The organism is Streptomyces sp. JNUCC 64 (assembly GCF_054484115.1).
The window spans coordinates 3,891,963-3,904,634 of record NZ_CM137015.1 but is presented as its reverse complement, the minus strand read 5'-3'; the positions used below and the strand labels follow the sequence as shown (position 1 = coordinate 3,904,634).

At 72.0% G+C, this 12,672-nt stretch carries 12 protein-coding genes; 6 read left to right on the top strand and 6 right to left on the bottom strand.

Annotated elements, in window-relative coordinates; all coding sequences use genetic code 11:
- Positions 1 to 31: 31 nt before the first annotated feature.
- Positions 32 to 1,333: an alpha/beta hydrolase gene (locus ACVWNX_RS15980; protein WP_454414597.1), complete on the bottom strand. Its 1,302-nt coding sequence runs from the start codon at positions 1,331 to 1,333 to the stop codon at positions 32 to 34.
- A 215-nt stretch (positions 1,334 to 1,548) separates the two neighbouring features.
- Between ACVWNX_RS15980 and ACVWNX_RS15975 the strand changes: the two genes are divergently transcribed.
- Complete coding sequence (locus tag ACVWNX_RS15975; protein ID WP_454414596.1) at positions 1,549 to 3,204, top strand: FAD-dependent monooxygenase; 1,656 nt, start codon at positions 1,549 to 1,551, stop codon at positions 3,202 to 3,204.
- Positions 3,205 to 3,807: 603 nt separating this feature from the next.
- Here the strand turns inward: ACVWNX_RS15975 and ACVWNX_RS15970 are convergent.
- Positions 3,808 to 4,767, bottom strand: coding sequence for an NAD-dependent epimerase/dehydratase family protein (locus ACVWNX_RS15970; RefSeq protein ID WP_454414595.1), 960 nt, complete (start codon positions 4,765 to 4,767; stop codon positions 3,808 to 3,810).
- Positions 4,768 to 4,778: 11 nt separating this feature from the next.
- Positions 4,779 to 5,939, bottom strand: a complete 1,161-nt coding sequence (locus ACVWNX_RS15965; protein WP_454414594.1) for a ScbA/BarX family gamma-butyrolactone biosynthesis protein — start codon at positions 5,937 to 5,939, stop codon at positions 4,779 to 4,781.
- A 156-nt stretch (positions 5,940 to 6,095) separates the two neighbouring features.
- On the opposite strand from ACVWNX_RS15965, the gene ACVWNX_RS15960 reads away from it, so the two are divergent.
- The gene (locus ACVWNX_RS15960; protein WP_454414593.1) at positions 6,096 to 6,716 is read left to right on the top strand and encodes a ScbR family autoregulator-binding transcription factor; all 621 of its coding nucleotides are present in this window, start codon (positions 6,096 to 6,098) and stop codon (positions 6,714 to 6,716) included.
- Between the two features lie 163 nt (positions 6,717 to 6,879).
- On the opposite strand, the gene ACVWNX_RS15955 is transcribed toward ACVWNX_RS15960, so the two are convergent.
- From ACVWNX_RS15955 to ACVWNX_RS15945, 3 genes are all read right to left on the bottom strand, one after another.
- A complete protein-coding gene (locus tag ACVWNX_RS15955; protein WP_454414592.1) occupies positions 6,880 to 8,529 on the bottom strand; it encodes a pentapeptide repeat-containing protein in 1,650 nt (549 codons plus the stop codon).
- Between the two features lie 201 nt (positions 8,530 to 8,730).
- Complete coding sequence (locus ACVWNX_RS15950) at positions 8,731 to 8,952, bottom strand: DUF397 domain-containing protein (RefSeq protein ID WP_454414591.1); 222 nt, start codon at positions 8,950 to 8,952, stop codon at positions 8,731 to 8,733.
- Positions 8,934 to 9,788: a Scr1 family TA system antitoxin-like transcriptional regulator gene (locus tag ACVWNX_RS15945; RefSeq protein ID WP_454414590.1), complete on the bottom strand. Its 855-nt coding sequence runs from the start codon at positions 9,786 to 9,788 to the stop codon at positions 8,934 to 8,936. Before ACVWNX_RS15945 ends, ACVWNX_RS15950 begins: the two co-directional genes overlap by 19 nt.
- 849 nt (positions 9,789 to 10,637) lie before the next feature.
- Here ACVWNX_RS15945 and ACVWNX_RS15940 point away from each other — a divergent pair.
- The 4 genes from ACVWNX_RS15940 to ACVWNX_RS15925 all read left to right on the top strand — a co-directional run bounded on the left by ACVWNX_RS15940 (position 10,638) and on the right by ACVWNX_RS15925 (position 12,664).
- Complete coding sequence (locus tag ACVWNX_RS15940; RefSeq protein ID WP_454414589.1) at positions 10,638 to 11,057, top strand: hypothetical protein; 420 nt, start codon at positions 10,638 to 10,640, stop codon at positions 11,055 to 11,057.
- 122 nt (positions 11,058 to 11,179) lie between these two features.
- Positions 11,180 to 11,959, top strand: a complete 780-nt coding sequence (locus tag ACVWNX_RS15935; RefSeq protein WP_454414588.1) for a radical SAM protein — start codon at positions 11,180 to 11,182, stop codon at positions 11,957 to 11,959.
- 91 nt (positions 11,960 to 12,050) lie between these two features.
- Entirely contained in the window at positions 12,051 to 12,461 is a 411-nt protein-coding gene (locus ACVWNX_RS15930; RefSeq protein WP_454414587.1) for a hypothetical protein, read from the top strand.
- Positions 12,458 to 12,664 carry a hypothetical protein gene (locus ACVWNX_RS15925; protein WP_454414586.1) on the top strand — a complete coding sequence of 69 codons (207 nt, stop codon included), beginning with the start codon at positions 12,458 to 12,460 and terminating at the stop codon, positions 12,662 to 12,664. The genes ACVWNX_RS15930 and ACVWNX_RS15925 overlap by 4 nt, the downstream gene beginning before the upstream one ends.
- The last annotated feature ends 8 nt before the right edge of the window (positions 12,665 to 12,672 follow it).

Here is a 12,672-nt window from a genome sequence, read left to right as displayed (position 1 = left end):
CGGCAGAACGAAGTGGAGGGCGGTCTGGTGGTCAGGCGGTCTGGGGCTGAGGCCGGGTCCGGGGCCGGGTCGTCACCGCTTCCAGGAAGGGAATCGCGGTGTGCAGGAAGGAATTCCTCTCCGGAGTCGCCAGCAGGATGTCCTGGTGCAGCATGGAGAAATCCGAGTGGAGGCTCAGATGGGGAATCCGGGTGTTCACCGCGAGCTGTTTCGCGGCCCGCCCCACCGTGCCCCGGGCGAAATTCGACTCGAAGACGTGGACGGGAAGGTCCAGCGTTCTGGTGTGGGCCAGCCGCAGTCCCAGGAGCCGGGTGGTCTCGGTCTCCGTGAAGCCGATCGCCGCGTGGTAGTCGAGCATCGCGCGGGCCGGTGAGTACCACTCGCGGGCCGACCGGTGGGCGTCGCCCGCGTGGACCCCGGCGACCCGCTCCAGCGGGCAGGGCCCGGTGTCGAGCCAGTCGCCGGAGTCGGTGAGCCGCCCGGACCGGACCGCGTGCCCGAGCTGCGGTGCCAGGGTGTCGGCGAGCACCCCGAACAGTCCCGCGTTGGTCAGCGGCCTGCCGAGGGCGAACGGGGCGGGCAGCGCCCCCGCCAGGGCCGCCGGTCCCCGGGGGTCGGCCAGCGCGTGGCGGGCGGCCAACTGCCACCAGACCGCGCCGGTCTCGGGCTCCGGGCCGAGCCCCAGGGCCGCGCTCATGCCCGGTTCGAAGACCGCGCCCCCGGCGATGTCCGCCAGCGCCGCGCGGGCCTGCCCGGGGGTGATCCCGGTGGGGATGCCCGCGCCCTCGTAGGCGTCGTAGGGGCCGCCGTCGGCGATCATCAGCCCGCTGAGGCCGTCGGCGCCGGGGCGGCCGTCGAAGTCCCAGGCGGCGTAGCACAGGGCGGTCAGCCCACCGAGGGAGTGACCGCCGAGGACGACCTGACGGCCGCCCGCACGGGCCTCGTCGACCGCCGCGCGGACGTCGTCCAGCAGCCCCGCGAGCCCCCACTCCCCGGCGCCGGTGGCCGCCGGGTCGGCCCGGCGGTAGCGGCCGGACAGGTAGTGGTCGCGGGCCCGCGCCAGATCGCCGGAGAAGCCGGTGCGGTCGGCGAGTTCCTGCTGGCGGCGGTCGAGGGCCCAGACCTGGAGCCCGTCGACGGCCCGTACGAGGTCCCCTGCCAGGTGGAGGAAGACGCTCGCCCCGTAGCCCCGGGGCGGGATCAGCAGCAGGACGCGGGACGCCGTGTCCGGGCCGGTCCTGAGCAGCCGGGAGCCCTGGCCGCCGGTGAGCCGTCCATAGGTGGCCGCAGGGGTTCCCGGCGCGTTGGAGCGGGGGATTTCGGTGATCGTCACGGTGTCTCCGGCTCTCGGTGCGGTCGGGTGGGCGGACCACACCTTTCCATCGTGGCGTGGAAGGGAGATAAAAGATGAATCGAATTCCCGGAAGGTTTCCGATGGGCTGGAAATGACCGCCGGGTCTTGTCGGGCAATTCAATTCCGGGGCATGGTCGGAATGTTCGCCGGTCGTGTGGAAGAGGAAGCCGAAGAGGGAGAGGGAGTGAGTCGGCATGAGGAATTCGCCGGAGATCCTGGTGATCGGTGCGGGCCCCACGGGGCTGACGCTGGCCGTCGACCTGCTGCGCCGGGGCGTCCCGGTCCGGGTGGTCGACCGGGACGACGGCCCGCATCCGCACTCCAAGGCGATCGTGCTGTGGCCGAGGACCCTGGAGGTCTTCCGGGCGCTGGGCGTCGACGGGGAGATCGTCCGGCGCGGACTGCGACTGTCGGCGGCGGGCTACTACTCGGGCGGGCGGCGGGTCGCCCGGATCGGCTTCGGGACGCTGCCGGGCTCCCGTTTCGGGGCCCCGCTGTCGCTGCCGCAGCGGGAGACCGAGGAGGTGCTGCGGGCGGAACTGGGCAGGCTCGGCGGCGAGGTGGAGTACGGGGTGACGCTGAGCGGGCTGGACACCTCGGGCGCGGTCCCCCGGGCCCGGCTGGACGGCCCCCGGGGCACCCGGCACGTCGACGCCCCCTGGATCGTCGGCTGTGACGGGGCGCGCAGCGCGGTGCGCCGCCTGGCCGGGATCGGTTTCGACGGGCTCACCTATCCGCAGACGTTCCTGCTGGCCGACGGGGAGTGCGAGACCGGACTCCCGCACGACGAGGCGCACTACTTCATGACGGACCGGGGGGTGCTGGTCGTGGTGGGGCTGCCGGGCGGCCGGTACCGGGTGTTCGCCGGGGTCGACGCGCTCGACGGGACGGCCGGGCCGCTGGCGTCGCTGCGCCGGGTCGCGGCCGAACGCAGCCCGGTCCCGCTGTCGTTGGCCGACACGGACCGGACCGGGGTGTTCCGGGTGCACGCCCGCCGCGCCGACCGGTTCCGCTCCGGGCGGGTGCTGCTGGCGGGCGACGCGGCGCACATCCACAGTCCGGCGGGCGGCCAGGGACTCAACACGGCGGTGGAGGACGCCCACGCGCTCGGCTGGCGGCTGGCGCTGTCCGACGCGGAGTCGGTGGAGCACGAGGTGGACCGCTGGGAACGGGAACGGCGGCGGGTCGCCGCCGACGTGGCGGCCGAGGCGCACCGGCAGACCCGGATGTGGACGCTCACCGGCTGGCGCGGCCGGGCCCGGGACGCCGCCCTCGGCTGGGGGCAGCGCACCGGGCTGCTCGACCGGGTGGTGCCGCCGAGGATGGCCCGGCTGCACCACACCCACACCGGGCACGGCGCCCCGGTCGGCCGACTGGTGCCCGGCCGCCGGATCCCGGACGTCCCGCTGGGCGGTCCACCGCTCGTCCACGCGCACGACTTCCTCTCCCCGGGGCGTCCGGTCCTGCTGGTGCTGGCGTCCGACGGCGCGTCACGCGGCCGGGAGCGCGAGGTCGCCGAGCTGCTCGGGACGGTTCCCCACCGGCCGGGGACCGTGCCGAGCACCCGGGTGCTGATCTCGTCCGGTCCGGCCGGACCGGACGGACCGTTCGGCCAGTCCGGCGCGTTCGGCCAGTTCGGCGAGCCGGGTCCGTCCGGCCTGTCCGGTCCGTCCGGCCGGCCCGGCCCGTCCGCCGTGGTGGCCGACGGACGGGTCCGGGTGGTGTGCGATCCCCTGGGGGTGGCCCATCGGGAGGTGCGGGTGCCGGGGCCGGTGGGGGTGCTGATCCGCCCCGACGGCGTGGTCGAACGGGTGCTGAGGCCCCGGCTGGGGGCGTCCGCGCGGGAGTGAGGCGCGGGCGGCTCCCGGGTCCGGCTTCCGGCTTCCGGTGCGGGTTCCGGCCCTGGCCCGTCCGGTCCCGGTTCGGTCCGCCGAGGCGTTCCGGGAGGCGTCGGTCCGACGGTGCCCGGGTTCCGACGGTGCCCGGTCCGGGCGGGTCGGGCGGGGGCGTCGGCCCGGGGGCTTCGGCCTCGTGGTCGCGGACCGCTGTCCCGGGTCGGTCGGGTATCCGGCCGTGAGCCCTCCCGGGACGGTCCGGGAGACCGGTGGTCCGGCGGCGGAGGCGCGGTCCGGGGCCGGTGGTCAACGCGGCCTGGTGGCCCAGGTGGTCCGGCTGGGTTCCGGTGGTTCACGTGGCCCGGGTAGGGCGGATGGCGTCCGGGTGGTGACCCGTGGTCCAAGTGGTCCGGCCGGTCCGCACGGTCCGCACGGTCCGGGTGGTGACCCGGTACTCCAAGCGGTCCGATGGTGGCCGGTGCGGTGCGGTGCGGTGCGGTGCGGTGCGGTGCCGGTGGCCGGATGGCTGGCGGTCGAGCGGTCGAGCGGTCGGCCGGGTGGCCGGGTGGCCGGTGGTGGGGGTGTGGGGCCCGGCCGGTCGTCGGACGGGGCGTTCCGTCAGACGGGGACGCTGCCTGCGCCGACCGGTACCGGCGCCCCCAGGGCCCGTCGGTACGCGTGCGCGTGGGCGGCGAACCGGGCGGTGAACCCCGGTCCGGGGCTGAGGCCCAGATCGGCCCAGAGCGGGGTGCCGTCGAACCAGTGGTCCGTGGTCACCATCGCCAGGTCGTGCCGGGCGCGGCCGTCTTCCCGGAGCAGGACCTGAGCCTGTGCGGCGCTCATGTCCCGTTCCGGCCAGTCCGTCCCCGACACCTCGGCGACGGCCCTGAGGAACCGCTCCCACCGGACCGGTTCGGGATGGCAGGCGTGGTAGACGGAGGAGGTCAGCCGGTCCGCCGGGGCCAGGGCCAGGGCGACCAGGGCCCGCGCCAGGTCCTCGACGGCGATGACCGACACCGACGCCCGCCAGCCGTCCACCGTGGCGGGCAGCGCGCGCAGCAGCCCGGCCAGCGCGGGCACCACCCGGGTGTCCCCCGGGCCGTGCACCAGGTGCGGGCGGACCACCAGGCCCCCGCCGTCGAGGACGGCGTCCTCGCCCTCGGCCCGGCTCCGTGAGGTGGCGGACAGCGGGGCGCGCGGCAGGTCCTCGGGCCGGGCCCGCCGGAAGGTGCCCCGCCCGTACACGGCGGCCGTGCTGAGCTGGACGAACCGCGCCACTCCCGCGCGGCGCGCCTCGGCCACCAATGCGGCGGTGCCCCGGGCGTTGACCGCCGCGCACCGCTCTTCGTCGCCGCCGATCAGGGAGGCGCAGTGCAGTACGGCGTCCGCGCCGTCGCACAGACCGCGCAGGGTGGCGGGGTCGGCGAGGTCCACGGGGACGGTCCGGGTGCCGGGCGGTCCGGGCCGGACGGGCCGCCGGTGGCTGGTCAGCCGGACGGTGACGCCCCGGTCGGCGGCGGCGAGGGCGACCTGACGCCCCACGAAGCCGCCCGCTCCGGTGATGACGACGGTGGGCACGGAAGCCCGCCTCACCGGGCGTGGCGGGGGCGCAGGGTGACGTCGGCGGTGAAGACCGTCTCGCCGTGCTGGACGCCGCGCACGGCCGTGGTGATCTCGCCGCCCACGCTCGGCGGAGCCGGGTCGGCCTCGATCCAGCAGGGCGCGTCGAGTTCGGCGTACCGGGCGAAGTGGCTGTCCAGGGCGACGGGCAGGGCGTCCGGGAGTCCGGTCGCGGCGTGCGCGGCCTGGCGGGCGGCCTCCAGCAGCACCATGCCGGGGACGTGGTCGACCGGGTGGTCGAAGAAGTTGGGGTGCTCGGTGTCGACCCGCAGCTGCCAGCGGTGGGGCCGGGAGGGGTCGGCGGCGGCGAGGACGACGTCGCGCTGGCTGGTGCGGCCGACGGTGAAGGGGCTCAGCCCCAGGGGTATCGGCAGCGCCGTGCGGGTGGGACGGTCGCCGCGCAGCCGCTGGTAGACGGCGGGGCTGGTGCAGCTGAACCCGGCGGTGGCGGTGGCCGCGGTCCGGCCCTCGCGGACCACCGTGACCTGGTAGGTCATCCCGGTCATTCTTCTGCCCCGGCGGGTGATGTCCTCGCAGTCGACGCGGAGTTCGACGTCGGTGGGGGTGGGACCGGCGGCCAGGCCCTCGGGCGTCACCGCGAACGCCATGTTCCACATGAGGAACTGGTGGCCGAACGGGACGTCGTACTCGGCGTGGGCGAGCAGCGCGCCCGCCTGGCGGACCGACTCCACCAGCAGCATCGGGTCCTGGTAGCCCCCCGCCGGGACGAACAGCGCGTGGCCGCGCGGCCATTGGGCGCCGATCGAGAAGTAGTCGGAGCGCAGGGGTTTCCAGTGGGTGAGGAAGACTTCGGAGACGGCGGCCCGGTGCACGTACTGGCTGGGCACGGTGGTGGTGAGCGGCGACGGGAGCGCTCCACCGGGCCGGGGGCGAGGCGCGGCGACGGCCGGCGCGGTGTGGTCGACGGTGACCCCGTGGTCGGCGGCGCGTCCGTGACCGGTGGTCTGGGTCTGGCTCTGGGTCTGGGCGTGGCTCTGGGCCTGGGGCTGGGGCTGGGGCTGATCCACAGCGGGTAAGGCGGCGGTTCCCTGGGCTTCACCCGTGGTGAGGGCGCCTTCGGCGGCGCGGCGGCGGTGGTCGTTGAGCGTCGTACTGAGCGTGCGGCTCATACAGATCAACCTGTCTTCTGGGCAGGGCGGACAAGCGCTTTTGCACGCAGGTCCCCCGTCTGCGCTGTCAAAATCACCGTGCTGAGAGTAAGATACAGACAGGTCGGTCCGGTTTCACAAGGGGGCTGGCGCACATTCGACAAGACTGAGGCGAACATGGCAGTTCAGGAGCGGGGAGAACGGTCCAGGCGCGTGATTCTGGAAGCCGCCGCGAGCGTCTTCGACGAACGGGGCTACGACGCCGCCAGCACCACCGAGATCCTGGCGCGCAGCCGTCTGACGAGAGGTGCGCTCTACCACCACTTCCCCTCCAAGGAGGCCATCGCCATGGCCCTGGTGGAGGCGCAGAGCGAGGCCCTGGTGGCACCGGAGCGCGCCATCCGGCTCCAGGCCGCCATCGACCTCACGCTGATGTACGCGGTCCGGCTGAAGAGCGATCCCGTGCTGCGGGCGAGCGTCCGGCTGACCGTCGAGCAGACCTCGTTCCCCCACCCCGGACGCACGCCCTACCAGCAGTCGGCCGAGGCCATCCTGGGGCTGCTGCGCCAGGCCGATGAGCACGGCGAACTCCTGCCGGGGCTCGACCTGGAGGAGGTCACCCAGTTCGTGGTCGGCGCGTTCACCGGGATACAGCTGATGTCGCAGGTCTACTGCGGACGCGCGGACCTGGTGGAACGGGTGGCGTCGATGTGGCGGCTGCTGCTGCCGGGCATCGCCACGTCGGGTCTGCTGACCCGGCTCACCGTGGAGCTGGAGCCGGGCGGGCGGGGGCGGTAGGGCGACCCGGAGGGGTCGGAGTCGCCGGGCGTGCTCGGCGGGCGGGGCGGACCGGGCGGGCCGGAGGCGCCGACGGCCGGGTAGGCGGCCCGGACGTCCACGGGGCCCGTGTGCGGGGCCTCCGTGCGCGGGGCTCTTCGGTACGGGCTCCGTGGCCCGGCGGTCAGCGCTTGACACGGCCACGGACGGCGAGGACGCCGAGGGCGAGGAGGGTGGGTTCGAGGAGGCGGGACGTCATCTCGACGTACGTCCCCACGGTGGTGAGGTTCTGGCCGCTGGAGCGGAAGACCACCGAGTTGACGGCGACCCGGGTCGCCTTCTCCGCCCGCTCCCAGGACAACCGCTCCGACCAGCCGCTCTTCAGGACGGGGTCCGGGGATTTGGTCGTCAGGCTGACCTTGCCGCCGCGCAGGGTGCCGGTGGTGGCCGGTTCCGGGCTCCGGTCGGGCAGTCCGAAGCCCATCAGGAGCAGCACGGTCACGCCCATGGACGCGAACAGCCAGCCGAAGGCCCGCGAGGCGCGCAGCCCGTACCCGGACAGCAGCCAGTAGGCCCACAGCAGACGGCGCTCGCCCCAGGTGGTGCCGGTGCGGTCGTGGCGGCGCATCTCGGACTCGCCGTAGTAGAAGTCGGCGGCCCCGGGTTCGTTCTTCCCGTCCTCGAAGGCTTTGCGCAGGTGACGGTAGAGGGCGGCTACGTCTACGGGGTCGGGGGTGCGGGCGGCTACCTCCGCTGGGTCGGGGTGGAAGGCGTAGGCCGGGTAGATGGGGACTACGGAAGGGGGCTGGGGCTCCGGGGAGTGCCACCCGGAGTGCTCGCCGAGGGTGTGGGCGCGCCAGTGGTGTTCCTCGGCGAGGGTGCGTCGGCGGGTGTAGCGGACGGGCAGGACACCGTGTCGGCGCTGGCCGGTCGGGGGCTCGGCGAAGGTGGTGCGGCCCTCGAAACGGATCTGGTCGAGGTGGAAGGCCCCGGAGAACAGGCAATCGGTCAGATCGGTGTCGGTCAGCACCAAGTGCGCCGCGTCCACGCCTTGTACGGACAGGACGCGTACCCGGTCCGGGGGACGGGGCTCCCCGGGGCTGGTGTCTGCCAGCGGGGACTCGTCCAGGGCCCTTCTGTTGCTATAGGTGAAGAGGACGGGGTGGACGACGACCGCAGTGGGGGCAGTGAGAACCGCGTGGCTGAGGTCCAGATCCGCGTACCGAAGCCGCACGACGGCCGTCGACTCCCACCTGGTCCGCACGCACAGCACATCGGCTGCGGCTATTTCCAGTTCCGCTGGCAGGATGAATACGGCCCCCGACAAATTCACCCGACCTCCACACGCTAACGGCCCCAATGCCGACATGCCCTCGAACCGCACGTTGGTGAACCAGGCGTCGCGGGAGAACTGTGCCCCATCGAACCGGGCATTGCCGGAAAACTGCGCTTCGCTGAACCAGGCGTCGCCGGAGAACTGTGTCTCACGGAACCAGGCGTCGCCGGAGAACTGTGTCTCACGGAACCAGGCGTCGCCGGAGAACTGCGCTTCGCTGAAGAAGGCGTCGCCAGTACAGGGCTTACCAGTGGTGGGGTCGATGAGGGCGCGGAGGAGGGCGCGCAGCAGGTCTGGGGTGAAGGGCGTGCCGCGGTGGTCGATGTCGTCGCCGGGGGTCAAACCGGTCAGATAGGCGGTGCGGTCAGCGTCGGTGAGGTGGGCCAGGCACGCGATGTAGTTGGGGACGTGTATGCCCCGGCAGCCGAAAGGGTTGGTGTCCTGGTCCGCTCCGTGCCCGCAGTGGGGCCAGTCGGGCGGTGGTAAGGGGGTGCTCATGGTGGGGCGGCTCCACAGACGCGCGTTGAGTACCGGGAAGGTATGAAGGAGGACGTGTGGAGGGCCGGGATGGGTTCAGTCCGGTTGTGGTTCGGTGTCGCCGTCGGCCTCTCGGCGCCCGGGACGGCACGCGAAGACCCCGCCGTCCTCGGAGGTGGGACCGGCGGGGTCGTGAGGGTTGGGGTGTGGGTACGGCGGCGACTAGCCAGCGAACTTCCCGGACTTGACGCCCCCGACGAACGAGGCGAAGGCGTGCGCGGGGAGGTGCAGGACGGGGCCGCTCGGGTTCTTGGAGTCACGGACGGGAACGGTGCCGGTCACGGAGGCGTGGGCGGGGGACCACTCGATGCAGTTGTCGCCTGCTTTGATGCCGCTGTAACTCGACTTGATCCACTCAGCCTGGGTCAGGTGTCGGTTGTCCACAACTTCTCCATGTACGTGGTGATGAGTTCCGTGCTCTGCTGAGCGGTCAGCGCTTCACCCATCAGATCAGTGAAGGCACTTGTGCCGACTCGGACGGGTTCGGCTTCTTTGATGATCGCCGCAGTGTTGAACGCCTCTACGTACACTACAGTCGCCTGGTTCGACAGGATCAGGACAGAGATGGGCGCACCAATCAGCCGATGAGCACCAGCCGCGAGGGGGACGACCCGGACACGGGTGGTAGGGCGGTCAACGTGCTTCAGAAGCGAAGCCAACTGCCCATGCATGACCTGGTTGTCGCCCACGCGCCGCATGAGCACCGACTCGCAGATGATGACGCGGAGATCAGGTGGCATGGCGGACCGGAAAATCTCTTGGCGCTTGATCCGCTTCTGCACCAGTGCGGCGATCTCCGCTTCACTTCCTCGCGGGTAGCCCTTCCGGAAGAGGGCATCAGCGTAGCCAGGCGTCTGCAACAGTCCGGGAACGAGGCCCGTATCCCACTCCCAGATCGCCTTGGCCTTGCGTTCCAACGCCAACCGATGCCGGAACACAGCGGGGCGACTGGCGTCCGTGCACTCCTCGTACAGATCCGTGAACACCCTGCCCGTGCCGAAGACCTGATCGAACAGCTCGGGCAGCTCTGACGGGATGGGGCAGTCGGTGGACTCCAACCGGCTGATCGTCGACTTGGACGTACGAGTGCGCTGGGCCAGTTCCGTCTGCGTCATGCGCCCCGGCGGGTACAGCTCCCTCGCGTTGAACAGCTCCTCGGCGAACCGGCGCCGGGGATTGTCCTTTTTCTCTTTACCACTGGCCGACACGCGCTTTCCCACGCCTCTGGTCACCACCCTGTTCCCGTGCCTTTTGCCTGGTCAGACGGTTTTGCATATGCCGCGATTCCCGTGGTTCAGGTTGGGAACCGAAGTCCTTCCCAACGTACTCGCCGAGAGTCCATCGTTGGACGCGGAAAGTCACGAACGTAGTCCCCGGGACGATCCCTTCACAGTGCTGTCCTCGTTCCGGCGAAGGGCGGCGCGGGCGTCGCCGTTCGCGGTGGCCCGGGGAGTAAGGACGCACGAAGTGCTGAACGCGATGGACAAGGGTCCACCGGGGCTCCGCGACACGGTTCCGAGACCCCACCACGACAGCCTCCACCTCCACAGCGAAGGCGGGGAGCCGTATGCGTGCTGGTGACGAACTTGCCTTTGGCGTCCTCGCGTTCGACGCGGGGCGTGGGGTGGTGGGGATGGTCATGGAGGTCACGTGGGGGCTCGTCTATCTCCGTCCGGAGGGCGGTGGGGTCGAGTGGACCGCGCGTCGTGAGGACGTGCGTCCGGCGACGGTCCTGGACCGGATCCGTCCCGCGCTGAACGAGTTGAACGTACGTAGCAATCGCGGAGGTTTGTAGGGGTGGGCAGGCGGTTTCGTCATATCGAGTGGAGCCTGCGACGTTTGGAGTTCTGGGGCGCGAGTGCGTATGCACAGTGCGTTTCCGGTAACCCCCAGTGCGACGCGACCCCGCCGCCCGGTCCGGAGTTCCGTACGGCCGAGGGCGCGGCGCGGTGGATCGAGGTTCACTTCCGCGAGACCGGTCACCGTCGCTTCGACCGGGCGCTGTTCGAGACAGTGCAGTGGGACCCGCCGGAGGACGTCGACCCGCGTACCCTCCCGGGGGTCACGACGTGAGCCAGCCTCCCGAGCCCTTGCCCCGGTACCGGGCTCAGGTCGTCGCGGAGTGGTCCTCGGTCTACGGGGACTGGAACACGCGGATGGTCCTCGGGACGTTCACCAGCCCGTATCCGGGACGGGTGCTGCGCTGGCTGCGCAGGCAGGCGTTCCGTGTCGCGGACGGGCTTGATCCGGACCCCGATGGTGGGCCGATCCATCTGGACGCGTTGAACGAGGTCCCGTTCCCTGACCACGAGTTCCCCGGTGACGCACCCACCCGGCTGCGCTCCTGGGCGTTGCACGAGGATCACGCTCCCGCGATACGGCGGCTGCGCGGCGGAGGCACCGTCCGGGTCGTCGCGGCGGAGTACGGCGAGCGGTACGTGCTCACCGCCTGGTCCGACACCGCGACCGCGGCCGTCCCCGGGACCTGAGTCCCGAGCCCGAGCGCCGCGCCCAAGCCGGGTCCGAACCTTCCCCCTGCCGCGCTGTTCTGTCGCCCGGCAGGGGGAGCACCACTCAAACCGCAACCTTGACACTGTGAGAAGGATGGCCGATGTCGCTGGACAAGGAACCGCCTCCACCCCGGCTGCCGTTCGCCGGGATCACCGTCCTGGAGCTGGAGATCACCGGGCGCTGTCCCCGGCACTGCGCGCACTGTCTGTCCGAGCCGGAGCCGTGGGCGGCGCCCGGGACGATGACGCCCGACGACTGGCGGCGCGTCATCACCGACGCCGCCGGGCTCGGGGTGCCGCACCTGCGGTTGATCGGCGGCGAACCGACGCTCCACCCGCACTGGACCGACTTCGCGGACCTCGCGCTGTCGTCCGGGATGACCGTGGAGCTGTACAGCGACCTCGTCCGTATCCGGGACGACTGGTGGGAGTTGCTCGCCCGGCCGGGGATGGGCGTCACCACCGGGTATCACAGCGACTCCGCCAACCAGCATGAGTACCTCACCGGGTATCCCGGCAGTCACAGCGACACCCAACACACCATCAGACAGGCCGTCCAGCGTGGGGTTCGCGTCCGGGCGCGGATCACGGACACCTTTCCCGGGCAGCGCATCCGTTGGGCCCGCGCAGATCTCAAAGCGATGGGCGTTACCCGAGTCACTTTAGATCGTTATCACACAGGGGCGCGTAGTCCTGTCTCCGGGACGGACCCCGGACCGGGGCTGGACGAGACGCACGCCCATCACGCACGAGGACGTCTCACCGTCCACCCCAATGGCAACCTCACCGGCTGCGCACTCACCCCCGACACCCCCACCGGAAACCTCCGGCACACCTCACTCACCGCACTACTCGACGCCAACCGTCGAGCGACCACCTGAGCCACCACACACAAACAAAGACGCCCCAGGCGACCGGGCCAACGGTCCACCTGGGGCTCGCCAAGACAGCTGATTAGGAGCTGACCGACGTATGCGTAAGCGTATCTGCCATGCCCTCGTATGGGTGCTGATCCGCCTTCCCCTCACCCGCCGGAGCCGTCCCGGGCGGCACACCGCCGAACACCTGGCCCGGACCGAACCCGCATCCGTACCCGCACCCGTGCCCGTCCCCACCTCCGTAACGGACCCCGCACCCGCACCGGAGCCTGCCCCGAACCCGGATGCGGACCCGGACGCGAACCCCTGGCGGCGCCCCTGGACCGGCCCCAGCTCAGCCGAAGCCCTCGCGATCTTCCGCGCCGAAGAAGCCCGGGACCTGAGCCCCGAGCAGCGCGAACGGTTCTACGCCACCGCCTTCGCGGAACGCGGCTACGACTACCCCTACCTCGCACGAGGCGTCCACCAGGCCACGGGGACCGGGACCGGGACGGCCGCCGCATGACCCGCGACGCCCTCCTCCTCGACGGCCCGCCCGCCGCGACCGGCGCCCACTGCCACGTCTGCGGACGCTGGACCACCGTCCCCGTCGTCATCGGCTACACCAGCCGCACCGGCAGCGGCGGCGACACCACGTCCGTCACCCACCACACCTGCCCCCACCACCTCGCCGAGGACGAACCGTCCATGGACCAGCGGACCCCGTAGGGCCCGTG

Bases quoted from the DNA above. Each gene is read 5' to 3' on its own strand.
- ACVWNX_RS15925 (WP_454414586.1), top strand. From the start codon at position 12,458: ATGACCCGCGACGCCCTCCTCCTCGACGGCCCGCCCGCCGCGACCGGC.
- ACVWNX_RS15955 (WP_454414592.1), bottom strand. From the start codon at position 8,529: ATGAGCACCCCCTTACCACCGCCCGACTGGCCCCACTGCGGGCACGGA.
- ACVWNX_RS15975 (WP_454414596.1), top strand. From the start codon at position 1,549: ATGAGGAATTCGCCGGAGATCCTGGTGATCGGTGCGGGCCCCACGGGG.
- ACVWNX_RS15965 (WP_454414594.1), bottom strand. From the start codon at position 5,939: ATGAGCCGCACGCTCAGTACGACGCTCAACGACCACCGCCGCCGCGCC.
- ACVWNX_RS15935 (WP_454414588.1), top strand. From the start codon at position 11,180: ATGTCGCTGGACAAGGAACCGCCTCCACCCCGGCTGCCGTTCGCCGGG.
- ACVWNX_RS15930 (WP_454414587.1), top strand. From the start codon at position 12,051: ATGCGTAAGCGTATCTGCCATGCCCTCGTATGGGTGCTGATCCGCCTT.
- ACVWNX_RS15960 (WP_454414593.1), top strand. From the start codon at position 6,096: ATGGCAGTTCAGGAGCGGGGAGAACGGTCCAGGCGCGTGATTCTGGAA.